Source organism: Bdellovibrio sp. (assembly GCF_047637665.1).
GTDB lineage: Bacteria > Bdellovibrionota > Bdellovibrionia > Bdellovibrionales > Bdellovibrionaceae > Bdellovibrio.
This window is the reverse complement of the sequence record NZ_JBLJBT010000026.1, coordinates 202952-226674: the sequence shown is the minus strand read 5'-3', so window position 1 is coordinate 226674 and position 23723 is coordinate 202952. Positions and strand designations below refer to the sequence as shown.

The following is a 23723-nucleotide window of genomic DNA, read 5'->3' as shown; positions in this document are numbered from 1 at the left end:
AAAGCCTCCAAGAAGGAAGAAAGCATTTTTTCAGCCGGTCCTTGGGGAAAGGTTTGCGTCTCTGCCCGACTTTGGAATGAAAGAAAGAGAGTGAATAAGAAAAATAATCTTATAATCTTCATATCGATGTGCCTTCCGCCCTTAGCACATCACAGTGAACCGGCAATTTCAACTTGGATTTATTTGGATCTCTTTGAGAGATGACAACTTCAAAACTAGGCGGCGATCGTGCTCTCTAAAAATTCTTTAATCAACTGAGAGATCATCTCAGGACGAGTTTTAATCGCCAAATGTCCCGCCCCTGTTAAAGCGATGACATCTTCACAACCAATATGCATGGCAAACTTTCGATAAGCGTCTTGGTTGAAAAGCAGATCTTCTTTATCAAAAACCAAGCGACATTCGCCACGATGATTGTAAAGTTTTTGATGCCAGAAGCTCCAGTCCTCTGACCGCAGAATCCACGAAAAATGATGAATCATGTGTGCGACAAACTGAAGCTTGCGTCCTTTGAGATGTTCGACAGCAATCACCCCTTCACTGCGTTCATCACGAAAGATCTGAGCCGATCGTTTAAGAAAAGCCCGCCCCATCGGAGTCGACAACATGAGATAAATGCTCTTCAGATTCAGCGGCACCGAAAAGAAAAACTTCAGCTCTTTCGGCATAAAGTGTTTGATCGGATCTGTGACCATGGGATTGATAAGCACGGTCTTCTTCACCAGATGAGGGTGCAAGGACGCCAGTCCCCAAGTCAAAGCACCCCCGTAACTGAGGCCCGCCACACTGACCCTTTCACCGGGAAACGTTTCCCGAATGAACTTAGCCAAGGTCTCGACCTGCACAGTGAAAAACAACTTATCCGTACTCATATAGACATGGCTCAGATTCGGAACGACGACTCGATATTGTGTCGATAAGGATTCCGCGATGGACTCCCAATGATGAACACTTCCCCCATAACCATGGAGAAGAATAAGCAGCGGTCCCTGACCTCGTTCGCGGAAGGTAATTTTGTGAGACATTCACCAGGCTTGTCGGCATAAACAAGCCTGTAATAAACTAGACCAACGACCTACTTCTTTTCTTTCTCGTCGGCTTTTTCATTGAGCAACATGGTGTCGTTCACGGCTTTGGAATCAATTTGTTTATTGGAACGGAAACCTCTGATTTTTTTGGTCTGATTTTCAGCTCGTTCCACTTGTTCGGTCAAATCCACCGTCACGTCCCCGAAACAGCGCACTTGGCAACTGAGTCGGCGGCCATCAATAAAATGACTGGTTCCAATCAAGTTCAATTCAGCCTTGCTGGGAGGAAGAACATTGGACTCCCCTTCAACGATTTTCACCCGGCACTCGGCACAGGAAGGAACCCCTTTGCAAATCGAACGGATCTCCAGATGATTCTCTGTCGCAATCTTCAAAAGGGTCTTATCTGGACTTCCTTCAACTTCGAGGTTCTGAGGAAGAAATTTAATTTTCATATAAGTACCTACAACACGTTTTAGAAGCGTCGCGTTTCAAAAAGGTACGGCGTACCTTTTATTTTACGACGATTTTTGTGAACTTCTTTTTGCCGGCTTTGATGACGAAACTTTGGCCTGCCTGCAAATCGATTTTCAACTTAGGGTCCGATACTTTTTCGCCGTCAATCTGAACCCCTCCTCCTTGAATTAAGCGGCTGCCTTCGCCATTGGAAGCCACCATGCCCGCTTTGCACATCAAAGCCGCCAAGCCCACTTGAGCTTCTGGGGCCACCACAAAGTCCGGCACTTCATCAGGAAGTCCTTTTTCAACAAAGATACGATTGAACTCGTCCTCGGCGGCTTGAGCGGCCGCTTCCGAGTGAAAACGTTTGATCAAGAATTTCGCCAAATCCACCTTCACTGTGCGAGGATGTTTGCGCTTCTCTTGCACATCCGTCTTCAACTGCGCCAAACCTGAGGCCGTGATATCCGTCAGGAGTTCATACCAGCGGAACATCAGATCATCGGAAATTCTCATGGTCTTTCCAAACATATCTTTTGGTGTATCCACCACAGAGATATAGTTATCCAAAGACTTCGACATCTTATTGACGCCATCAATGCCCTCAAGAATCGGCATCGTCAAAACACACTGTGGTTCCTGACCGTAAGCCCCTTGCAAATCACGTCCCACCAGCAAGTTAAACTTCTGATCCGTCCCTCCCAGCTCGACATCTGAATGTAAAGCCACTGAGTCATAACCTTGCGTAAGCGGATACAAAAACTCGTGAATCGCAATCGGAGTCCCGGACTTGTAACGTTTGGTGAAGTCATCACGCTCAAGCATCTGAGCCACCGTGTATTGAGCTGACATTTTAATGATGTCTGCGGGAGTCATCTTGTTGATCCACGTCGAGTTGTAAACGATCTCGGTTTTTTCTGGATCCAAGATTTTGAAGATCTGCTTGGCGTAAGTTCTGCCATTTTCTTCAATCTCTTCGCGAGTCAACATCGGGCGCGTGGTGTTTTTTCCCGAAGGATCACCAATCATCGCGGTAAAGTCCCCGATCAAAAAGAAAATCTTATGGCCCAAATCCTGGAAGGTTTTGAGTTTATTGATCACCACGGTGTGGCCCAGGTGAATATCCGGGCGTGTGGGGTCCGCACCGAATTTGATATTCAAGGGTTTGCCTTTTTTAAGCTTCTTGAGCATCTCTTCGTCGTTGATGAACTCCGCAACGCCGAATTTAATTCTCTCTAGCTGCTCCTGAGGACTCATCATCGTGCGTGCTCCACAGAGCGAGTTTCACGAACCACGGTCACTTTGACCTGCCCGGCTTGTGGCATTTCTCTTTCGATCTTACGAGCGATATCACGAGACAACATCACGGCTTGATCGTCCGTCACTTTGCTGCTTTCAACAAGCACACGTACGTCTTTCCCCGCCTGAAGCGCCAACGTTTTCAAAACACCGTCAAAGCTATTGCCGATACTTTCCAAATCTTCAAGACGGTGAATGAAGGAATCCATTTGCGGACGACGAGCACCAGGACGAGAGCTCGATAAAATAAATGCCGCATGCACAATCCACGCAAGAATTGAATGAGGTTTTTCCTCTTCGTCATGGGCGCGAATCGCATGGCAAACGTCTTCAGATTCATTGTATTTCTTTGCGGCCTCGGCACCGACAAATGCATAGCTGCCTTCTGCCGTATGATCAATGGCCTTACCGATATTGTGCAACAGACCCGCACGACGTGCTTGCTTCACGTTCACACCCATCTCACCGGCCAAGAGGCCCGCAATCTGCGCAACTTCCAAAGCCTGGTTCAAAGCATTCTGACCTTGATAAGAGCGGTATTTCAAACCACCGATAATTTTGATCAACTCAGGATGCATGTTGGCGATACCCAACTCCATCACATGACGATCGCCCTCTTCTTTGATGGACTTCATCAACTCGGCACGTTGCTTTTCAACAACCTCTTCGATGCGAGCCGGATGCACACGTCCATCTTCCATCAGCTTCTCAATCGTACGACGAGCCAACTCACGGCGAACCGGATCAAAACCAGAAATAACCACAGCCTCAGGAGTGTCATCGACGATCAAGTCCACACCGCAAAGAGCTTCCAACGTGCGGATGTTACGTCCCTCACGACCGATGATCTTTCCTTTCATCTCGTCGTTAGGCAAAGCCAAAACGCTGACCGTGCGCTCGGACGTGTATTCAGAGGCGAAACGTGAAAGAGCCGTCGCCAAAATACGTTTGGCTTTTTTATCAGATTCTTTGTGAGCCTCTTCTTCGATTTGCGCGATCTTTTTCGCCGCTTCTTGTTTGGCCTCATCTTCCAAAGCGCCCAAAAGCTGACGACGAGCTTCGTCTTGAGTCATCGCGGCCACGGACTCCAACTTCTGCTTGAGCTCAACAATGTGAGTCTCGCCTTTTTTCTCAAGATCCTTGATGCGATTTTCTGAAATCGCAATTTTTTCTTCACGATCTTTCAGCGTGTTCAGATAACGCTCGTTCTCTTCCATTTTCTGTTTGAATTGATCTTCAACTTCCTTCAAACGACGTTCAAGCTGAGATTCTTTATTTTTTACTGTCGACTTTTGCTTATGAATATCGGCTTCCACATTCTTACGAGCGCGCGCCTCAAAATCCTTAGCCTTGGTCTCTGAATCTTTTTTCAGTTTTGCCGCTTCCGATTTCGCCTTGTTGATAATACGCTCGGCCTCGATACGTGCGGATTTCTTTTTATTTTCGTCCTGCAAACGTTTTACGATAAAGACAACCGCCCCGCCCAACAAAACACCGATAATTGCGGTGATAACAAATTCCATGATTCTTACTCCTGATGCTTACTGCAATCGACAAGACCCGATTCGGTGACAAGAAAATCCATTGTCACATCATGGGCCTCGGTAGGTAGTGGGTTGGGACTGATTTGAAAATCAAAACAGATCCCCACTTTCACCCCCTGGTAGGAAGAAAGCGTTTTATCATAAAACCCTTTGCCCTTCCCCAGGCGACTGCCATTCTTATTAAAAACTAAACCGGGTATCAGCAGCCCGTGAATGGCCTGGAGATCTCTTTGCGGAGAATCCGGGGATGGCTCCCAGACTCCGTAAGGTCCTAGCACAAATTTCTGTGCTTCAAAGAACTCCAAGTGTCCTTCCCTCATTTTGGGAAAGGTCCAGGCCAAATGAGAGATCTGAAAGACCTCTTCGACCTGAGCTTCCTCCGGCAAAGCCCTGTAGGCTCCCCAGAGTCCCGTTTGCGTTTTTAAAAAATCACGCAAATGGAGATTAAGCTGCTGCTGATTTTGAACAAGACCTTGCGCGAACTCTTGAGCGCAAAGAGATTTAAAGAAGGAACGACATTCCTTTTTAGAGCTCCAAGAAACAGACATGGACACTCCAAGAGATCAAACCAAGTTAGTTGTTCAAAACCTTTGGGTTGTTCTTGGAATTTTCTAGATCCATAGAAAGCTGCAACGCCTTTTCTTCAAGCTTTTCCAGCTCGCGATGCGCTTTTCTTTTCAAAAGGATCAGTTCTTCAGCCAAATTCATCGCAGTTAAAACCGCTGCATTTTGGAAAGAACCGTTTTTGGTTAAAGACATGGCTTGATTCATCTTGTTGTTTACAAATTCAACGAGCTCCTGAACAGTCGCATCGTCATGAGAGGTTTTTAATTTGTAAGGGACACCCGCAATTAGGAAATTGTAGGTTTTTTTATCAGATGTCACTAGCACACCTCAACAGCTGCAGAATCATATTGCCAATTCAATTGCTAGGCATAATTGCCTAAACCTTTTAAAACTCTAGAAAAAACCTAGATCAACACTGCTAAAAGTATATCCCTAATAAGTCGATATTCAACAGATTTATTTTTTAGTACAAGTGCATATAATGCCGAGATCACTCTTCTTTTCGCAGAGAATCGAGCGTTTATTGGGCTTATCAACCAACTCAATCTCCTCAACGTCCTTGAAGTTCCGGCGATAGGTCGAGACAACGTCATTAAGCTTCGTGTCATTATAGGAGTATTCGTCTGATTTGATCGTCCCATTGAGCAAGAAGTTATTGATCGTGTCTTGTTTAGGATTGATGCGCTGATTCCCAGTCAATTTGATATCCGTCACGACGCCCTTTTCATCGATCTGCTGCAGACTCAAGACGGTCTCCATCTTACGATCCCCCTCAAACTGGGTCCGTAAAATCAAGTTGGTGGGTTGCTTATCCACATCCAGATAATGGATCTTTCTTTGACGCAACTGCGACTGGGATGTCACAAACTTTTCATCAATAATTTCTTTAAGACGGTTGAGATCAACCTTGAAGGAAAGCTTCTCATCTTGAAGCTCCGGGAAACAACGCACAACATTTTCATAGGAAACAGAAACTGGTTTGACACCTTGAGCCCACAAAAAATGGGGCCCAAGAATTAGTATAAAACTGACAACGATATTTCGCATTATTCCTTTACCGTTACATCGGCTCGCAACTTTCCGCCTGAGAGCGGTCACAACCTTCTGTCTGGTCACTCGTGCAATAAGCCCGAGACTCCGTTTTCCATGTACGCGCCTGAGAACAGTCTCCACTCCCTAGGCTAATGAAAGACCTCACCGCGTTCAATGAAATTCCAAAAGTCCGGTCATTCTGGGACACATTCCCGGCCTTGACTGAAACCGCCGGCATGTTTTTACCTTCGGCCTGGACCTTATAGACGCCTGGAAAAACAGAGACAAAATCCTGATCCGACATTGGCGAAGAAACCAGATACCGAGGATGCTTCGACGCAAAGGTATCTCCTGGGAACGTCACCCACATTTCCTGAAAAGTTCCATCGTTTGCAAAATCAAAAAGTTCGCGCAAGCCCATGGGATCTTTCGCCGTATTCCAGGCCTTACAAACCGCTGCCGCACTGGAGGAAATATTTCCGTACGATTCAATTTTGGGGCAAGTCTCATAAGTAAACCGCTGAACAAAGTCACGCTCCCAGGAGCCCGTCAAATAAAGATCGCCAAAGTTCTCTTTCTCAAGACGGAAAAAGTGACGGTTCATCATAAACATTGTCATATACATTTTCTTTTGTTCAACCAAAGAGGAGAAGTCGCGATAAACTCGAACTCTTTGTCCCCGCACCTGAGAGGGCACGTTCACTCGTTCTAAATACAAATTCACATTTTTTCCCGCATCCACGGTCACAACCTCAGGATGGATCGAGTTTTCAAAACCGACAATATAGGCTCCTGCGGGCACCGCCTGAGCCTTATTCAAATCAAAAAATACCGGAGCATCACAAACTCCCCGCTGACCGATTGTACAGCGGACCGCTTTGACCTTTTGAAAGATCTGAAATTTTCCGGCCTGGCCATTCACCTGCAAGGAGCCCATGGACTGAGCTTGAGCAAGACCTGCGAACAACAATGCTGATACTGTGATCCACCACTTTTTCATCGCTCTCTCCTTTAGAACAACTCGCCCGAGTTTTTCTTGTTTTGCAAAGCTTTACTCAAACGCATGTCCTGTCCATACACGTCATCAATAAAACGCATCGAACCGTCCTCGCCTTTTTCAACCGTCAGATAGAGGAAGTAAACCGGCATCGCCTTTTTCAAGATGACCTTCTTATCAAGCTCTCCAGGAATTCTATTGTCATACAAAGGCACGTAAGACTTGATGTCTGCCAAACTCCAACCCGGCTGATCGCGCAACAAGTACGCCGCAAGATCCAGAGGTTGCTCCAAACGAACACATCCCGAACTGCGATGACGTTTGCTTTCGCCGAAAAGTTCTTTCTCATTGGTGTCATGCATGTAAATCGCCCAAGGATTTTGCAGAGGGAACTTCACAACGCCCAAAGCATTGTCAGGACCAGGCAATTGACGGATATAATATGTGAAATTTCTTGCCGTCATATTCTTCCAATCAATACTGGAAGGATCCACAACCTGATCCGTGCCTTCATCGATCAAACGCATATTGTGTTTTTCCAAATAACGAGGATCCGCCTTCAACATCGGCAACTTGTCCTTGATGGCAATACTGCGTGGCACCGTCCAGTAAGGGTTCAGATTCACGTAAGTCAGTGAGTCTCTCATAGAAGGTGTTCTGCGGAAGGGCTGACCGTTGACGGTTTTAAAGTGAAACGCCTTTCCACCCTCATCAAAAAGACGGAACTCGGTCGTCGCAAGATTCACAAAGATATGGCGCGGTTCGATGTTCTTCGGAAGCCAACGCAGTTTTTCCATGGTCACTTCAACTTGAGCCAATCGCTGATTGACCGTAAAATTCAAGGCGCGAAGAACTTCAGAACGCGTTCCGATCACACCATCCGCCGTCAAACCATTCAAGGCCTGGTACTGCTTAAGAACATCTTCAAATTCTTGATCAAAGGTATTTCCACCATTGTTGGAAATACGATAGCCCAACTGATTCAATCGTGTGCGCAATTGACCGACTGAAGGATCCGTCACTCCTCGTTTAAGAGCAAACCCCGGAGAATTAATCGTAGGCCAACCGCCTTGATTCTTGAGAGTCTTCAGCTGCACCAAAAGATCCATGAGATCTTTATAGCGAGCATGAGTGGGCGCAAAGGAATCCAATGACGCCATCAAGGACTGAGGAGCGTTCATCAGACTCGCACTCAATTCGCCGTATTCATTGAAGTCCTTCTTTTTAAATTTAATATCTGTATCAACCTGCTCGGGATCGAAGCGCCCCGTCGACATATGACTTACATAACGAATCATCGCCTCACTGGCCGCCAATTCAAAAGTGATCCAGTTCTTCTGATTGTTCTGAGTTGCTTTAAAGAGATTCTCAACATCCGCATCCCAATAGTCTGCGGGATTAAGACCATGGCGGTCCGCTGCTGACAAAGTATTCTTCAGCGCCTGAGCCATCGAATTTGGCAGACCATTGCTGTCGACCCAAATCGCTTGGTAACCACGCAAAGAATATAGCTTATTTAATGTGTCGGTATGAAGGATGAAGTTCCCCCAAGAGGGTTTCATTAATGGCACCAGGGTTTGGCGACCGATATAGCTTTGAATAACAGAAGCCTCGCCATAAGCATGCGAAAAGCTGGGAGCCATTAAAGTAAGGCTCATACCCAAAATGAACGACTTCCCGAACCAACTCTTAAACATCATATAAACCTCTCCAACACCTTTACTATCAAGTAAGATGCCACCTTGGGATGAGGCTTGTTTGACACTTGAAAGATCAATCTTTTGACAGAGACCTAAAAATGGCACGGGGCTGTCTCAAAATGAGACAGCCCTCGTATTAAGGAAAACCTATTTTTCTGAATTAAGATAACGAACAATATCCACGTTCGGCGGTTGCGCTATACCAGCGCCTGGCTTGGGCCCTGTTAACTCCTCCAACGAGTAATCCATACGGGCGTCATAACGTCGCTCCCACTGATAACGCAGCCATCTTTCACGACTGTACCATTCCCTTTTATTGGGTGTATCACGACAAGACGACAGCTCTTGGGGGGAGCTTGCGCCCCAGCGAAGTTCAACACAATGATAAGGGTCAAAACTCAGATCAAACAAACGACGACGAGCATCGTCTGAATTCAAAGTCACCGTTCCCCCGCTGGAATTCGTGTACGTGAATTGGCAAGAGCGAGTTTCTCTTTCATAAGCTGCCAGCAGATCTGCCGCTAAATTCGCTCCTGTGTATATGATGCTGGGATCTCCAGCGCGATAACGCTGAATCATCTGTCGCGATTGAGAAAGTAAGTCCATATAGGAAACCTTCAAGCGAGCGTCCCGAGACGGCGAGGCGTACGCTTCCCACTCCCCTTCTGAGCCATAGATATTTTGAGGCAAACGTTCAGGATGATCCTTCTGATCAACTCCCGACTTTCTTGCCAGGTTTACTGCGACCACACGATCTTTCAAGCTGATGCAAATATCGGCTAAATTTTGGCGCATATCGCGAAGAGGATCAATTTTCAGATCACCACTGGCCATCACCATCCGCACATACTCGTAATAGTTGAAGACAACACCGCGAAAGACAAATTGCCCCTTCTGCCAATCCCCTCCTGGATCGGGACGATTCCCATAAAACTGTTCAAGGCTATAGAAAGAAAGGGCCGAATTGCGTGCACCTACAATCTTACCCCCGATATATTCTCCTGCAGAATTCATCTTACCGCCGACAAGACTGAGGGGGCGAAAGTTCTTGAATCCCGATCCCTGGTAAGGAAAGCTGCGCACAAACTTTGGCGTGTACATTCCCGAAGTCAACGTGTTGTCAGGATGAGAATCAATATAGAAAATCCTTCCGTCATCTGTGACTTTGTAAATCACAGCAACGTGTCCGTTCGGATCATAAATGATCGTACCTGGGCGCACACTGTCGCGACCCAGCCTCACCGGATAGAAGTCGGTGTAAAGACCCGTGTCCTCTTGCCCCATCAAACGAAAGGACGCGGACCAAGTCATATTCACAATCGTTTGATTAAGAATCTCCAGCGCATTGGGACTTCCCCAGCGACTGGCCACCACATCATAACGACCGGTCACGTAGTTACCAAATTTTGTATAGCGCACATCTTTGTTATCCCCTGTCTGGCGAGGACTGACATCACTCTGAACCGACATGGGCAGGCCATTTTTCCATGCGAAGTATCCTCGCAAAAAATAGGGCAAATCCGCGCAATCCGCGAAGAGACGAAGCCCCGCAGGATCTGTTCCTGCATAGGGATTGGCGGAACTTCTTAAACAAGTATCGACTTGGAAACACTCGCGTCGTTCAACCGCTCGTCCAAGATTTGCGATGAACTCTCCGAATTTGATTTCATCTTGCTCCGTCCATTGAGGCTTTGTGATACGCCACCGAGAACTACTTTGCGCCGAGGACAGACACGGGAGCAGAACCAATATAATTAACAGGACCTTCTTCATGAAACCTCCTTGTAGTGTAGTGCCCCTTTTGGGCTCCGTTGAATAACAATTTGACGGCGAAAATTCCTGTATCAAAAATACCGCAGGGGTGATCTCTGTCACGCTTCTTGCTTTGAAGATCGGAGTCTATGACAAAGGTTTAATTCGTCTTATATATGGAGGACGTTCCATGACAAAGTTTCACACTCGCCGCCTGTGCGCTACGGTATTGAGCGTGTTGATTGCCACGTCACCGATGCTGAGTTCAGCACAAGCTCTCCTCAATGAAGATGTCGCTTCATTCAGTGAAGATGCGGCAGCCGCAGTGGCCGTTGAAAAGTCTCAGCTTAAAGTCGGTCAGCGCTATTTTATCGCGGTGGAAAGTCTGAACCTCCGTAGCAGCAACTCCACCACTGAAAATAACGTTATTGCCAAGCTTGCGATGAACGATGAAGTTGAAATCTTTGATCTTTTAAATGAAGCCACACCCTTGGTGCAGATTAAACTTCTGAAGTCCGCTGTAAAATCGGATGTTGCGCCAGAGCTTTTTGTCTCTAAAGACTATCTTAGTGAAAAACAAATTCTTCTTCCGTCCTCCAAGTATTTCGTGATTCAAAACGTAGCGACCGAAAAGACCCGTGTTTATGAGCGCTGTGTAGAGACTCCAAACTGCCCTCATAAACTTGTGATGGAAACGGAAATGGTTGTGGGACGCCCCGAGGAAGGGACCAAAGACGATCCACACGCGTTTAAAACATGGCTAGGTCACGCTAAGATCTCGGAATGGGTGAAGTTCTATCAAGACGGAATGGCCCATTATCCTCACTGGTATAAATCAGGACAAGACCTTAAGACAATCCCAGGTCCGATCACGGAGGGCATTTCGAAAATTGCCTCTTCTCGAAAATGGATGGTGAAAGACGCTCGCAACAAAGACACTATCTATGGTGCGTTCGGTTGGTATGCCGCCAAAGTGACTCCTTCTGATGACGTCAGTGGGATGAACTACCAATGGATTCATGGAACTATTGGTTGGGGTAAAGATGGAGCGGCTGCGATCGAACTTACTCGCGGATTTTTGATGAACTTATTCTCGAATCCTGGATCATCTGGTTGCACTCGCCTTGAGAACCGCGCCGTGGCTTACCTGCGCAGTCTTTTGCCTGTCGGCACGGACATCTATCGTGTGTATGCGCGGGAGTCGACACGTGAAAAAGAAACTGTCACTGGTTTCTTCAAAAAGAAAGTCACCCCCATGCCTCGCTATGCCGATAAGTTCGGAGTGAATGGTCGCTGGGATTACATCCTTCTGACTAACGGCGCTCAACAAAGTGGTGGTTTGACGGCGGATGCGAAAACCATTATCGACAAAGCCATTCCAGTGATTGCGGGCGAGAATTTGGTCGAACAAGGTTCTTATGAGATTGATCAATATCCCAATGCGACTCAGTTGAACTATAACTACACAGCTTCTTCTGGAAAAACGGGCGATCGTTATAAGATCGACTCCGGAAAAGAAGCGGATGCGGCTAAAACCAACTTTAAAGGATATTTCTTAGTTGATGAAGGACGCTTTATTGACTATCAACATCCTGACTCTCAAATCACAAAAGGAACTATTCGTGTGAGCGGAATGGCGGACTTCATCAATTCAGTCCCTGAATTCTTGGCAACTTCCGGCGAACACAATCCTCCTGCTGTGGAATTCCAGAAAGAGAATAACAACAACATAGGCTCACAAGGCGGATAAGGACTTCTCTTTATGAACTACCCAACAGATGTCACTCTGGTTGGCGGAACGGGGCTCGTGGGACACGAGCTCCTTCTTATTTTGTCACATCTTCAACAGATCTCGACAATCAAAGCGGTGACCCGCTCTCCTCTGGGAAGAGTTCCTCCGCACACGGACAATATTATTTTAGATTTTAATAAACTGAATAGTTATCCCGACATCTTAAAGTCCCCGGTCTTTGTGTGTTGCCTGGGAAGCACTATCAAAAAAGCCGGCAGCCAAGAGGCCTTTCGCCAAGTCGATCACGACTATGTCTTGGACTTTGCCCGTATCGCCGAAAAATCCGGAGCCCAAAAGCTTTTAGTGATTTCAGCCATGGGGGCCCATCCCCAATCGCGAGTTTTCTACAATCGAATCAAAGGTGAAATGGAGAAAGACCTGCGAGAGCTTAAAATCCCACAAATTGAGATCTTCCGCCCTTCTCTTATTTTAGGAGAGCGTAAAGAGCGGCGTGCAGGGGAAGAGTGGGCGCAGAAACTAAGCCCCTATTTGAATCCTCTATTACGAGGACCCCTAAGAAAGTACCGAGCCATTCAAGCCCGAGATATCGCCAAAGCCATGGCGATTGCCGTTCTGAATTTTCAGCCAGGATTTCATGTCTATGAGTCAGAACAGATTCAGTATATTGCGGACCAAAGATAATCGCGTCACTTCTTTACTGAAACAAAGAATCCACAAACTCTTGGGAAGAGAACGTGCGAAGATCTTGAATTCGCTCACCAACACCAATCAGCTTAATCGGAATCTGTAATTCCTGAGCAAGTCCCACCGCGACTCCCCCTTTGGCTGTTCCGTCCATTTTAGTCAAAACGGCTCCGGTCAAAGTCAGCGCACTGTGAAACTCTTTGGCTTGCATCAAAGCATTTTGTCCCGAGTTGGCATCAAGAACAATCAAGGTCTCGTGAGGTGCTTCTGGGATAACCTTGGACATCACTCGCTTCATCTTTTTGATTTCTTCCATCAAATTAGCTTGAGTGTGCAAACGACCGGCGGTGTCCACGATGACAACATCGTACCCTTGCGCCTTCCCTTTGGCGACGGCATCAAAGGCCACGGCACTTGGATCCGTGACACCTTCAGGAGAGAAAATTTCAACTTGAGCGCGATCGGTCCACACCTTCAGTTGTCCCCCTGCCGCCGCACGGAACGTATCGCCCGCTGCAACCAACACTTTTTTGCCTTCTTTTGCCAGTTGCGCTGAAATTTTACCAATGGACGTGGTCTTGCCCGCGCCGTTGACTCCGACGATCATCAAAACTGTCGGGCCTTCATTGGCAAACTGAATTTTAGCAAGAATGCCCTGATCCGGACTTGAAGAGTGAGAGCCCGCAAAAATATTTTTAATTTCTTCCTTCAAAGCATCGCGAACCGTTTCGTAGTCGGCCCGTTCTTTTTTAGACAGCTTGTCTTCCAAAGCACCCATCAAGCGCTGAACCGTGGTCGGCCCAAGGTCACTTGTGTAAAGAATTTCTTCGATTTCTTCCAGGTGTTTGTTGCTGGCATCTGTTTTAAAAAGACTGCGAATACGTCCAAAAAGATTCTCTTCGGTTTTCTTCAATGCTTCTTTAAGATCAACAGCTTTTTCTTCGACGGCAATGAAAGCCTCTTTAGCCAGATCCGGGATTTCAATATCGGAAACCACTTGCCCTGTGGAATCAATATGAGCCAACGGAACAGGCTCTTCCGTTTGCGTCGGCATCTCGCGCTTCGCTTCGTGAGTCAGGGCTTTTTTGTCTTTGCGAAGAATGTTTTTCCAGACTCCATAGAAAACAACTCCGAAGATGACGGCGAAAAGAAGTCCGACAAAAATAAAAAGATTCTCAATCTGTTGAGCGTGATCAGGCGACATCATCTGCCCTCCGACAATCTGCGTTAGATGTTCAGGAAAAATCCCTCCCTATCTATCGCATTTTATCGTCAGAGACCAGATGAAATGGCCAAAACTCCCTTAATTTTGCTCGGAATAAACAACGTCCAGCTCTTCAAGACTGTATCGGGCCTCGTCCAGAAACGAAATCTCTCCTTATCTTCAAATCAAACTTGTTTTCCAAAGCTTAAACAGCGCATGGAGATGGAACCCATGTCATAGCCTTCAAATTCAAAATTCAAGAGGTCCTTTTCATCCGCCGCTCCTAAAACATACAGCAGAGGAAGATAATGATCGGGTGTCGGCACACTCCACTGTCCGGCTTTGGTTTTTTGAAAGTCCTCAACCAGGGCTTTAAAATCTCGTTGCTCTAAACGTCCCTTCACCCATTCATCAAACTCAATAGCCCAATCAAATCCTTTTTGGCTATGCCCCCAGTCGACACGACGCAAGTTATGGACAATGTTTCCACTGCCGACGATCAAAACTCCACGCTCGCGCAAAGACCGCAGAGTTCGTCCCAGTTCAAAATGGAACGAGGCGGGCTCTGACATATCAATACTTAGTTGTAAGACCGGAATTTGCGCCTCTGGGTACATCTTGCGCAAGACCGCCCACGTTCCATGATCTAGACCCCAAGCACTGTCGTCCGCTTGAATCTTGGGCGACTTTGAAAGTGTCTGAATATATTCAGCCATCTGAGGATCTCCCGGCGCAGGATACTGCACATCAAAAAGTTCCTGCGGGAATCCGTAAAAATCATGGATCGTTTTGGGACTTTGCATATGGGTCACCCAAGTCCCCGCACTGAGCCAGTGAGCTGAGATACAAAGGATCGCTTTGGGGCGAGGTAACTCATGTCCCAAAGATGTCAGCATTTGTGTGAAATTATTTTCTTCAATCGCATTCATCGGATTGCCATGTCCTAAAAAGACTAACGGCATTTTGACGTCTTGCTTGTTGCCATAACGATTGACCAGCATATCGAGCTCCCATGCAGAACGAACTTTCCATAACCCCAGGGCGGCCAAGAGGCCACCAGCTCCCAGGATCAATGATCTGCGTTTCAAATTCGGTTCATTTTTCATGGTCTTATTATCGAACAAAAATAACTATCTCGATAGTGTTCAAAAACAGATAATACTGTTCCTTTAATGAAACAATCTGGTCAGGCTCTATTTTCCATTTTTTAATTTCGCGTAGATCAAGGTGTCTCGACGCTGACCATTCTCAATGGCGTGTTGACGAAGGCGCCCTTCCAGGACATACCCGCATCTTTCTGCGACACCTCCGGAACGCGCATTGGTCCCAGAACAATGAATCTCGATTCGAAAAAATCCCAGATTAAAAAGAATCGCTTCTAAAGCTTTGACGGCCTCACTGATATAGCCTTGGCCTTCATATTTCCCCAAGATCCAATAGCCCAGCTCGCAGCGATTATGATCCCAAGCAATGGTATGAACCCCGACATTCCCGACATAAACCTGACCGTCATTCAAAAAAATGCCATAGTCGAACATCTTATAGTCGGCCCATTGTCGATGGGTCATTTCAATATAGTCTCGCTCATCGTGAATCCCTTTGGTCCAGGCCACCCACGGCAAAAAACGCCCCAGGCGAGTACGATCTTCATCGACATAGCGAAACATGGTTTCAGCTAAATCCATCTGATGTTTGCGCAAGGTGATTCTGCTGGAAGAAATCATCTCGGGAAGATATTGAGCTTTCACGATCCGCCTCACTGGTAGGGGTTCGACGTTATTTTATTTTGGAGGTGAGATCAGAAAGACGAATTCCCGCAAGATAGTCCATGGAATTGGCTTCGATCCCCTCTACCACTTCATCCAAAAGTTTTCCCATATTGCAACTGACGACACACTGTTTGACCGGCTCTTTGCACGGAGTTGCGATCAACTTCTTATCACAAACAGCAAGATAGATATCTCTCAGAGAAATTTCTTTGGCGCTCTTCGCAAGTCGTACGCCTCCGGCTTTACCCTTAAAAGACTCTAAAAGTCCCGCATCAACCAGTTTCGACAAAAGACGACGGATCACCGTGGGGTTTGTACGAATACTGGCAGCCAGTTGCTCTGACGTCATCAACTCGCCCTTATGAAAGGCCAGCGCCGTCATGACATGAACTGAGACAGAAAACCTTTGATCGACCATGATGACATTCTATCCCATCGAAGAAAAATAAACAATCTCAAGGACCTATACGAATCTTTATTCCATTGTTAGGACCCCTCATTTTATCTGTATCTATAATTGTTGCATTTAAGCCTTGGTGCCGCTATATTGTGCTCATATCTGTTACATTATTTCATTACTAATGAGACCTTCAAATGGAGAACGAAAAATGAATCATGCGAATATTAAAGAAGCCCTCGAGTGGCGCTATGCCACAAAACGCTATGACGCGACTAAGAAGATTTCATCCCAGGACTGGGAGACTTTGAAAGAATCTTTGCGTCTGGCGCCTTCGTCCTACGGCATTCAGCCTTGGAAGTTCTTTGTCATCGAAAGCCCCGAAACACGAGAAAAGCTAAAAGCGGTTTCTTGGAATCAAGCCCAGGTGACAGATGCCAGTCACTACGTCGTGTTCATTTACAAAGAAGAAATAGATGAGGCTTTCATTCAAAAATACATCGATGAGATCTCCAAAGTTCGAAACACCCCGGTGGAATCTTTGGATGGGCTCAAAAATATGCTGACTCAAAATCTGGGCAAAGCCCCTGAAGAAAAAATCCGAGTCTGGTCACAAAGACAGGCCTATATTGCCATGGGATTTCTTCTGCAAACGGCTGCTCTTCTTAAAATTGATGCCACTCCCATGGAGGGTCTCGACCCATCAGCCTACGACAAAATACTAGGCCTTGAGGGTTCGGGCTGGAAGACGGTCGCCACCGTGGCCTTGGGCTACCGACACTCTGAAGATGCTTTCCAAAACATGAAAAAAGTCCGCTACCCCGAAGACTCTGTCTTCACATTCATCAAATAACACTCTCGACCACCCCTCCAAAAAAACAAACCCCCGAGGACACCGTCTTCGGGGGTTTATCTTTTTAAATGAATTTAAATCTCTTACTTAATGTCCTGCAAAGACACAGACACCATCGTAGAAACACCACGCTCTTGCATGGTCACGCCATAAAGCTTCTTCGCTACTTCCATGGTGTGCTTATTGTGGGTCACGACGATAATTTGAGAGCGCTTCGCCATCTCACGAACCAAGTCGTTGAAACGGAAAACGTTCGCATCATCCAATGGAGCATCAACCTCATCCAGCAAACAGTACGGAGAAGGCTTCACCAAGAAGATGGAGAAGACCAGCGCCACCGCTGTGAGCGCCTTTTCTCCCCCTGACATCAAAGACACGTTCTGCATCTTTTTACCTGGAGGACGCGCAATGATCTCAATTCCCATTTCGCCCTTTTCTGGATCTTCAATCAACTCAAGCTTCGCTTCCCCGCCGCCGAACAGGACTGGGAAGACGCGAGTGAAACGATCATTCACAAGGTCGAAAGTTTCCTTAAAGCGTTTTGAACAGATTCTGTTGATACGATCGATCACTTTGCGAAGCTGTTCTTTGGCTTCAGTCAAATCTGCGTGCTGCTTCGTCAAGAATTCATAACGTTGCGCAGTTTCTTCGTACTCCTCGATCGCTGACAAATTCACTTCACCGATCTTAGAAAGCTTTTCACGAAGTTCTTTCAACTCCGTATCCGCTGCCAAGAAGTCACCTTCACGGCCCGCGTATTTTTCTACGACATCAGGAAGATTCAACATGTAACGTTCACGCACTTGATCGATCAAGTACTGCTCTTTCATCTTAGCCTGTTCCAGCTTCAATTGAGAGTCGTTCATTTTGTGTTGTCTTTCATTGCGTGCGCGCTGAGAAGACATTGCTTCCTCTTCGATCGCACGAGCACTTTCCGACATCACTTCATATTCGTCTTTAGTGCGAGACACTTGAAGTTTCAAAGTCTCGACCTCATCCAAAAGACGCTCAAATTCAATTTTCTTTTCTTCCAAGGTCATTTGGCTCTCAGTCATCTGAGAGTTATACCCTTGTGCTTCTTCACTCATGCGAGCCAACTGCGCTTCTAAGTCCCCCAAGGACTTCGAAACCATTTCAAGCTGTCTTAAAACACCTTGATACTCTTGAGTTTTTGAAGCGGACTTCACCTGAAGATCCGTCACTTCTGCCTGCAGTCCATCAAAGCCCATACGAGTCGAGTTCAACTCTGTATTTAAGGACTCCACTTCCATCTCAAGCATAGTTTTCCGTTCACGAGCTTCAAAAAGAGCCTGGTTCAGCTCTTCCATCTTCTGCTCTTGAACTTCCAACTGCTCGGAAATCTTTTTCACTTCGCGCTCTTGCTTTTCAACTGCGGCTTGCGCATTGGCAAGTTCGTTTTCAGCACGCTCTAAATCTTTACGAAGTTCCGTGACTTTGATTTCCTGTTCGATTTTGCGTTTTTGCGCGCCTTCGAAATCGTTCACAACATTATTCAATTGTTCTTCGGTCTTCTTCAAAGCGGCTTGCGCCAACGCCAATTTCCCGGCGAATTCGTCTTTCTTATCAGACAACTCTTTGATTTCACGACGACGCTTCAAAACGCCAGAGTCTGCGGATTCAGAAGAACCCCCTGTCAAAACTCCATCAGCCGTCAAAGTATCACCATCGACAGTGACAAATGTCCAACCCTCATAACGAGGACGAAGAGCCAAAGCGGTGCGGATCGAATCCACGATCGCCACACCATCCAAAAGATAAGCTACGGTGTGTTTGAACTTATCTGCCGCTTGAACGACGTCTTTCAAAATAGCCTGAACACCCTGTTCGTTCGCTGGGGCTGCCGCACGATTCAAACCACCCGCGCTGTCTTTAGCGGAAATAAAGCTTGAACGACCGGATTTGTGCTCTTTCAAATGGGTCACGGCTTCCAAGGCCACGTCAGAATCAGAAGACAACAACATCTGCAAACGAGAGCCCAAGGCTGCTTCCATCGCCACTTCGTAAGCCGCTGGAACTTCCACGACCTCAGAAACAGGTTGGAAGTGAGTCACAACAGAACCATCCGCCATCATCTCTTGAGTGCGGGTTTTCTGCCAAAGCATGACTTGCTTCACGCCCTCTTGGAAACCTTCAAAATTATTTTGCAGGTTCTCTAAGCCGTACAAACGGGATGCGACTTCATTCAAAGAGTCTTTAAACTGCTCTACTTCCAAACGTTTTTGCGCTGCCGATTCCGTCAGAATCTTTTTATTGGCTTCGAAAGACTCAAAGTCGTTCGCCAGATCCAATTGCATCTGACGTTCTTTATCCAGTTCATTGAAGACTTTTTTACGACGTGCTTCGAACTCAACTTGTTTTTCACGAAGTTCGTTCAAAACAAGTTGTTCGGTGTCTTGGCGCTCGGACAAGTCCGCGATTTGCGCGCTCAAAGAGTTCACGCGTGCATCCAATGAAGACTCGGACTGCCCGACAGCGAAAAGCTCGCGGCGTTTTGTTGTCAAATCTTCATCAACTTGAGAAATACGAGAATTAGAGTTTTGGAAGATGTCGTTCTTTTCAGCGAATTGAGCTGCCAAGCTTTCGGCTTCTTCTTTCAGCTCTGCCACTTGAGAATCCAACTGAGCCTTATCACGAGACAAAAGCTCCTGACGAGCCTGCTGTTCTTGCAAGATCGTACCGGTCATTTGTTCATTACGACGAGCTTGTTCGATCTCAAAGCGCAGCTCTTGGATCTCCATCTCTTTCTTCTGAACTGTGGATTGTTTGTTGTAGTATTCGGTTTGCTGCTCTTCAACGGCCTTTTCTTTTTCAAGAATTTGCAATTTAAGAACTTCCAACTGACCTTGCAGAGTCGAAAGGTTGGTCTCCCCTTCTACTTCCATGCTTTGTGCTTCATTGAAAATCGCCTGCGCTTCATCAGCTGCACGCTTCAACTCAATATATTGAGCTGATGACAACCACAAATCCAAGTCTTCGATTTGATTTTTGATATTACGATAGCGCTCGGCACGCTGCGCTTGTCTTTGCAAAGAGTCGATTTGGCGCTTTAACTCGCCAATGATGTCCTGCAAACGCACCAAGTTTTGATCCGTCGATTGCAACTTACGCTGAGATTCTTTTTTACGTGCCTTGAATTTGGTGATTCCGGCCGCTTCTTCAATCAACATACGACGATCTTCAGGCTTCGCCGTGATGATCTTACCGATCATCCCTTGAGCGATGATAGAGAAACCCTTCGAACCGGCCCCTGTATCCATAAAGATCTCTTGCACGTCTTTCAAACGCGCCGGTTCTTTATTGATGAAGTACTCCCCCTCACCGTTACGATGAAGACGACGAGTCACCATGATTTCAGAATGTTTAATATATTTCGCAGGGAACGCGCCGCCGTCATTTTCCAGCGTCAGAGAAACTTCACACATCCCCAAAGGAGCATAACCTTCCGCGCCCCCGAAGATAACGTCGGTCATTTGAGAACCACGAAGATCCTTGGCGGACATCTCACCCATAACCCACATGAGGGCATCTACGATATTGGACTTACCGCAGCCATTTGGTCCTACGATACCGGTAATCCCCGCATCAAAATGAATGACGGTGCGATCTTTAAAAGACTTAAAACCAACCAGTTCAATTTTTTTAATTCTCACTGCTGTTCCCCTCAAATACCGCCCTTGGTCTAGCTAGACCAAAGACCATTTCAATCTCGCGAGTGTTGGGAAGTATGTCAACAACAGGCTACGAAAAGGAAGTCCGTAGCTGAAAACTTAGGCAGAGTTGCGAGAGGTTATTTCGCGATGCATCTCGAAGGGCGCCCCCTCTGCTTAGCTCTTATGCAACATTCCGCATCAGAGTTCAAGATGACGACGTCTTTCGCAAATAAAAAAGGCGCACCAGATTTGGTGCGCCGCATATTCAAACTTGATCAAAGAACCTATTGGCAGCGAACGATTTGCCCAGATTGGTTGTAGAGTGTGTAACCGCTGCAGTTAAACTGTGTTCCGCAGTTCACCCATTGAGAACCATCTGTGTGAGGGCCATTACACACTTGAGTCGTGTAACCATTGTTATAGTTGTTATACATACACATCTGAGTGTTGGCCTGTTGAATGTACTGACCATTCACCACTTGATAACAAAGATTGTTGATCATTTGGTAAGAGCCATTCACATTCGAACACAAGCTCGTGTTCACCTGAGTCAGCGCGCCGTTGATGTTCTGATAACAAAGATTATTAATCATTTGATAACCAGAGGTCGTCACCGTGCTATTCCCATTGTCCTTGCTACAATTCGCAAGTCCAAGAGTCATTGTTACTAGAGCGATCACCTTAAAAACTTTAGACATCATATTTTTTGTTTTCATATAATTTTTTCCTTGATGACTAATCCTTAGAGCAAGACCGCGGCCAACTCATGCCATGCCAATGAAATATCAATCGTTCTCGCATCTTAGCCTTTTACGGAAGAAGCGTGGAGCCCCCCAAATTTGTCGGATGTTTTGACAGTGCCGTCGTTTGACACCGCACTTTGTGTCACTGTTTAGACAGTTGTTTCACTCTGAAACAACATTCTTGAGCTTTGTCTTAAGCACTTTAGCTGCGACTTTCAAAGGATCCCTCCAGGTGGGTGGAGCTTCACAAAGAATCGCTAAGACATCGTGGCGTCCAAACACTCGGGCAAAATCAGCTGCCGTCATTCCATGGGCGTTTTGTAAAGTGGTCTCAGCCCCATTTGCAATCAACAGCCGAACAATATCGGTGAGCCCCTTAAAGGAGGCTCCCATTAATACTGTATTTCCTCCTGGATCTGCCGAATTCACACAAGCCCCTTGCTCCAGCAAAAATCTCACTGTCTCAAAATGATCATTGTACGCCGCGAGCATCAACAAGGAATATCCGCGATGATTACGAACTTCAATATCCTGCCCTTGCGCTAAGTATTCGCGAAGAGCTTCCCTATTCCCACAGCGAGCCTCTTCAAAAATAAGAGGCTCGCCGTTCATTGTCTTTTTATATTCTTCCCAGGTCGCCATGTGGTTCCTCTAATGATGTGCGGAAGGACGCCCTTGCAAGGACTCCGTGTACACCGGAATATTCATTCGTTGCGCCACTCCGGTTCCGTATTCAGGATCGACCTTCATGAAAACATCCACCTGCCGTCGGATGATCTCTTCGGGAACCCCCTGGCGCATGGATTCGGCAATGTTATCTAAGAGCTGTCTTTTTTGGTCACTGCTCATAAGGCGAAACAACGCGCGCGTTTGAGAATAATCATCATTCCCCTTGCGATGATCAAAACGATCCATCACCGAACTATCAAAACTTAAAGGTGGTTCTTTGTATTTCTCTTGCTGAGTCGGTCCCCCGAATGAGTTCGGTTCGTAAAAGGCATTATTATATTCAGGAACATCCAAGCGCATGGCGCCATCTAAGTGATAGGTGTTCACCTCCACACGTGGTCTATTCACGGGCAAGAGTTCATAGTGCGTCCCAATACGATAGCGGTGAGCATCGGCATAAGCGAAGGTTCGCGACTGAAGCATTTTATCCGGAGACCAGGAAATTCCCGGGACCATGTTGTTAGGGTTAAACGCCGCCTGTTCAATTTCCGCGAAATAGTTTTTCGGATTGCGGTTGAGCTCTAATGTGCCCACTTCAATCATGGGAAAATCCTTATGAGGCCAAACCTTGGTGAGATCAAAAGGATTGAAAGACGTTTTCTTGGCTTGTTCCTCGGTCATGATTTGTATGTAAAATCCCCACTGCGGATAATCTTTATTTTCAATGGCGTTGTAAAGATCTTCTTGATGGCTTTCACGAGTTCGTCCTACCAACTCCGCCGCCTCTTCGTTGGTAAGATTTTTTATTCCTTGTTTGGTTTTAAAATGAAACTTCACCCAGTGTCGTTCATTCTTCTCGTTAATGAAGGAATAGGTGTGCGAACCGAAACCATGCATATGGCGATAGCTTGCTGGCAATCCCCGATCCGAAAATAAGATAGTAACCTGATGAACACTCTCTGGGCTTAAAGACCAGAAGTCCCACATTGCCGTCGGAGAGCGCAGATTGGTGCGTGGGTTTCTTTTCTGTGTATGAATGAAGTCGGGAAACTTATAAGGATCGCGCACAAAAAAGACCGGAGTATTGTTCCCAACCAGGTCCATATTTCCTTCTTCGGTGTAATACTTCATGGCAAAACCGCGGACATCACGTTCCGCATCCGCCGCCCCACGCTCCCCAGCCACCGTCGAAAAGCGAATGAGCATGTCCGTCTTTTTTCCTTTTTGCAGAAACTTGGCTTTGGTGTATCGACTGATATCGCCAGTCATGGTCAAAGTGCCATAAGCCCCCGATCCTTTGGCATGCACGGTTCTTTCGGGGACTCTTTCACGATTTTGATGCGCCAGTTTTTCGATCAAAGCAACATCTTGTAGCACCAAAGGTCCGCGCTCTCCGACAGTCAAAGAATTTTGATTGTCAGGGACGGGCGCTCCGCCCGTTGTCGTAAGTCCTTTTTTTTCTTTTGCCATAACAGCTCCTTGAAAGATTCTTAGTTGATCTAGACAGACTAAAAACGCTTTGCCGGCAAGAGGAATGAAATCTTGGGGCCTTGTTGAAAGATCATGAAAAATGATTCTCTTTTGTCATTATTCAGCCCCCCT

Annotated in this window: 21 protein-coding genes; 3 read left to right on the top strand and 18 right to left on the bottom strand. The window is 46.5% G+C overall.

The features are described 5' to 3' along the window. Nucleotides 1–215 precede the first annotated feature (215 nt). The 10 genes from ACM64D_RS09175 to ACM64D_RS09130 form a co-directional block, all read right to left on the bottom strand. Nucleotides 216–1025 (bottom strand): alpha/beta fold hydrolase, encoded by an 810-nt coding sequence (locus tag ACM64D_RS09175; RefSeq protein ID WP_415062907.1) that lies wholly within the window; start codon nucleotides 1023–1025, stop codon nucleotides 216–218. 50 nt (nucleotides 1026–1075) lie between these two features. Then, nucleotides 1076–1483, bottom strand: a complete 408-nt coding sequence (locus ACM64D_RS09170) for a 2Fe-2S iron-sulfur cluster-binding protein (protein ID WP_415062906.1) — start codon at nucleotides 1481–1483, stop codon at nucleotides 1076–1078. Nucleotides 1484–1541: 58 nt separating this feature from the next. After that, entirely contained in the window at nucleotides 1542–2747 is a 1206-nt protein-coding gene (tyrS, locus tag ACM64D_RS09165; protein WP_415062905.1) for a tyrosine--tRNA ligase, read from the bottom strand. Beyond that, entirely contained in the window at nucleotides 2744–4309 is a 1566-nt protein-coding gene (rny, locus tag ACM64D_RS09160; RefSeq protein WP_415062904.1) for a ribonuclease Y, read from the bottom strand. Before rny ends, tyrS begins: the two co-directional genes overlap by 4 nt. A gap of 5 nt (nucleotides 4310–4314) precedes the next feature. Next, complete coding sequence (locus ACM64D_RS09155) at nucleotides 4315–4878, bottom strand: 5-formyltetrahydrofolate cyclo-ligase (protein WP_415062903.1); 564 nt, start codon at nucleotides 4876–4878, stop codon at nucleotides 4315–4317. 25 nt (nucleotides 4879–4903) lie between these two features. Further along, nucleotides 4904–5215 carry a cell division protein ZapA gene (locus tag ACM64D_RS09150; RefSeq protein ID WP_415062902.1) on the bottom strand — a complete coding sequence of 104 codons (312 nt, stop codon included), beginning with the start codon at nucleotides 5213–5215 and terminating at the stop codon, nucleotides 4904–4906. A gap of 138 nt (nucleotides 5216–5353) precedes the next feature. Beyond that, nucleotides 5354–5944, bottom strand: a complete 591-nt coding sequence (locus tag ACM64D_RS09145; RefSeq protein WP_415062901.1) for a hypothetical protein — start codon at nucleotides 5942–5944, stop codon at nucleotides 5354–5356. A 13-nt stretch (nucleotides 5945–5957) separates the two neighbouring features. Beyond that, on the bottom strand, nucleotides 5958–6929 hold the full coding sequence (locus ACM64D_RS09140; protein ID WP_415062900.1) for a hypothetical protein: 972 nt from the start codon (nucleotides 6927–6929) through the stop codon (nucleotides 5958–5960). Between the two features lie 11 nt (nucleotides 6930–6940). Next, nucleotides 6941–8626, bottom strand: coding sequence for a L,D-transpeptidase family protein (locus tag ACM64D_RS09135; protein ID WP_415062899.1), 1686 nt, complete (start codon nucleotides 8624–8626; stop codon nucleotides 6941–6943). A 147-nt stretch (nucleotides 8627–8773) separates the two neighbouring features. Continuing rightward, nucleotides 8774–10399, bottom strand: a complete 1626-nt coding sequence (locus ACM64D_RS09130; protein ID WP_415062898.1) for a hypothetical protein — start codon at nucleotides 10397–10399, stop codon at nucleotides 8774–8776. A gap of 169 nt (nucleotides 10400–10568) precedes the next feature. Between ACM64D_RS09130 and ACM64D_RS09125 the strand changes: the two genes are divergently transcribed. Together ACM64D_RS09125 and ACM64D_RS09120 are read left to right on the top strand one after the other, a co-directional pair. Then, the gene (locus ACM64D_RS09125; RefSeq protein WP_415062897.1) at nucleotides 10569–12128 is read left to right on the top strand and encodes a L,D-transpeptidase; all 1560 of its coding nucleotides are present in this window, start codon (nucleotides 10569–10571) and stop codon (nucleotides 12126–12128) included. 12 nt (nucleotides 12129–12140) lie between these two features. Continuing rightward, a complete protein-coding gene (locus tag ACM64D_RS09120; RefSeq protein ID WP_415062896.1) occupies nucleotides 12141–12812 on the top strand; it encodes an oxidoreductase in 672 nt (223 codons plus the stop codon). 13 nt (nucleotides 12813–12825) lie between these two features. On the opposite strand, the gene ftsY is transcribed toward ACM64D_RS09120, so the two are convergent. The 4 genes from ftsY to ACM64D_RS09100 form a co-directional block, all read right to left on the bottom strand. After that, nucleotides 12826–14022: a signal recognition particle-docking protein FtsY gene (ftsY, locus tag ACM64D_RS09115; protein ID WP_415062895.1), complete on the bottom strand. Its 1197-nt coding sequence runs from the start codon at nucleotides 14020–14022 to the stop codon at nucleotides 12826–12828. Nucleotides 14023–14204: 182 nt separating this feature from the next. Continuing rightward, a complete protein-coding gene (ygiD, locus tag ACM64D_RS09110) occupies nucleotides 14205–14981 on the bottom strand; it encodes a 4,5-DOPA dioxygenase extradiol (RefSeq protein ID WP_415062982.1) in 777 nt (258 codons plus the stop codon). 231 nt (nucleotides 14982–15212) lie between these two features. Further along, nucleotides 15213–15767, bottom strand: a complete 555-nt coding sequence (locus ACM64D_RS09105) for a GNAT family N-acetyltransferase (RefSeq protein ID WP_415062894.1) — start codon at nucleotides 15765–15767, stop codon at nucleotides 15213–15215. Nucleotides 15768–15795: 28 nt separating this feature from the next. Beyond that, nucleotides 15796–16206, bottom strand: a complete 411-nt coding sequence (locus ACM64D_RS09100) for an RrF2 family transcriptional regulator (RefSeq protein ID WP_415062893.1) — start codon at nucleotides 16204–16206, stop codon at nucleotides 15796–15798. A 190-nt stretch (nucleotides 16207–16396) separates the two neighbouring features. Between ACM64D_RS09100 and ACM64D_RS09095 the strand changes: the two genes are divergently transcribed. Then, on the top strand, nucleotides 16397–17038 hold the full coding sequence (locus ACM64D_RS09095; RefSeq protein WP_415062892.1) for an NAD(P)H-dependent oxidoreductase: 642 nt from the start codon (nucleotides 16397–16399) through the stop codon (nucleotides 17036–17038). A gap of 83 nt (nucleotides 17039–17121) precedes the next feature. Here ACM64D_RS09095 and smc read toward each other — a convergent pair whose 3' ends face one another. From smc to ACM64D_RS09075, 4 genes are all read right to left on the bottom strand, one after another. Further along, nucleotides 17122–20709: a chromosome segregation protein SMC gene (gene smc, locus ACM64D_RS09090; RefSeq protein ID WP_415062891.1), complete on the bottom strand. Its 3588-nt coding sequence runs from the start codon at nucleotides 20707–20709 to the stop codon at nucleotides 17122–17124. Nucleotides 20710–20993: 284 nt separating this feature from the next. Further along, nucleotides 20994–21425 (bottom strand): hypothetical protein, encoded by a 432-nt coding sequence (locus tag ACM64D_RS09085; protein WP_415062890.1) that lies wholly within the window; start codon nucleotides 21423–21425, stop codon nucleotides 20994–20996. A 189-nt stretch (nucleotides 21426–21614) separates the two neighbouring features. Further along, on the bottom strand, nucleotides 21615–22094 hold the full coding sequence (locus tag ACM64D_RS09080; RefSeq protein WP_415062889.1) for an ankyrin repeat domain-containing protein: 480 nt from the start codon (nucleotides 22092–22094) through the stop codon (nucleotides 21615–21617). A 9-nt stretch (nucleotides 22095–22103) separates the two neighbouring features. Continuing rightward, entirely contained in the window at nucleotides 22104–23591 is a 1488-nt protein-coding gene (locus ACM64D_RS09075; protein ID WP_415062888.1) for a catalase, read from the bottom strand. Nucleotides 23592–23723 lie beyond the last annotated feature (132 nt).

Bases quoted from the DNA above. Each gene is read 5' to 3' on its own strand.
- ACM64D_RS09140 (WP_415062900.1), bottom strand. From the start codon at position 6,929: ATGAAAAAGTGGTGGATCACAGTATCAGCATTGTTGTTCGCAGGTCTT.
- ACM64D_RS09170 (WP_415062906.1), bottom strand. From the start codon at position 1,483: ATGAAAATTAAATTTCTTCCTCAGAACCTCGAAGTTGAAGGAAGTCCA.
- ACM64D_RS09155 (WP_415062903.1), bottom strand. From the start codon at position 4,878: ATGTCTGTTTCTTGGAGCTCTAAAAAGGAATGTCGTTCCTTCTTTAAA.
- ACM64D_RS09120 (WP_415062896.1), top strand. From the start codon at position 12,141: ATGAACTACCCAACAGATGTCACTCTGGTTGGCGGAACGGGGCTCGTG.
- ygiD (WP_415062982.1), bottom strand. From the start codon at position 14,981: ATGCCGTTAGTCTTTTTAGGACATGGCAATCCGATGAATGCGATTGAA.
- ACM64D_RS09100 (WP_415062893.1), bottom strand. From the start codon at position 16,206: ATGGTCGATCAAAGGTTTTCTGTCTCAGTTCATGTCATGACGGCGCTG.
- ACM64D_RS09080 (WP_415062889.1), bottom strand. From the start codon at position 22,094: ATGGCGACCTGGGAAGAATATAAAAAGACAATGAACGGCGAGCCTCTT.
- ftsY (WP_415062895.1), bottom strand. From the start codon at position 14,022: ATGATGTCGCCTGATCACGCTCAACAGATTGAGAATCTTTTTATTTTT.
- ACM64D_RS09095 (WP_415062892.1), top strand. From the start codon at position 16,397: ATGAATCATGCGAATATTAAAGAAGCCCTCGAGTGGCGCTATGCCACA.
- ACM64D_RS09175 (WP_415062907.1), bottom strand. From the start codon at position 1,025: ATGTCTCACAAAATTACCTTCCGCGAACGAGGTCAGGGACCGCTGCTT.
- ACM64D_RS09125 (WP_415062897.1), top strand. From the start codon at position 10,569: ATGACAAAGTTTCACACTCGCCGCCTGTGCGCTACGGTATTGAGCGTG.
- ACM64D_RS09075 (WP_415062888.1), bottom strand. From the start codon at position 23,591: ATGGCAAAAGAAAAAAAAGGACTTACGACAACGGGCGGAGCGCCCGTC.
- ACM64D_RS09085 (WP_415062890.1), bottom strand. From the start codon at position 21,425: ATGAAAACAAAAAATATGATGTCTAAAGTTTTTAAGGTGATCGCTCTA.
- ACM64D_RS09145 (WP_415062901.1), bottom strand. From the start codon at position 5,944: ATGCGAAATATCGTTGTCAGTTTTATACTAATTCTTGGGCCCCATTTT.
- rny (WP_415062904.1), bottom strand. From the start codon at position 4,309: ATGGAATTTGTTATCACCGCAATTATCGGTGTTTTGTTGGGCGGGGCG.
- tyrS (WP_415062905.1), bottom strand. From the start codon at position 2,747: ATGATGAGTCCTCAGGAGCAGCTAGAGAGAATTAAATTCGGCGTTGCG.
- ACM64D_RS09130 (WP_415062898.1), bottom strand. From the start codon at position 10,399: ATGAAGAAGGTCCTGTTAATTATATTGGTTCTGCTCCCGTGTCTGTCC.
- ACM64D_RS09135 (WP_415062899.1), bottom strand. From the start codon at position 8,626: ATGATGTTTAAGAGTTGGTTCGGGAAGTCGTTCATTTTGGGTATGAGC.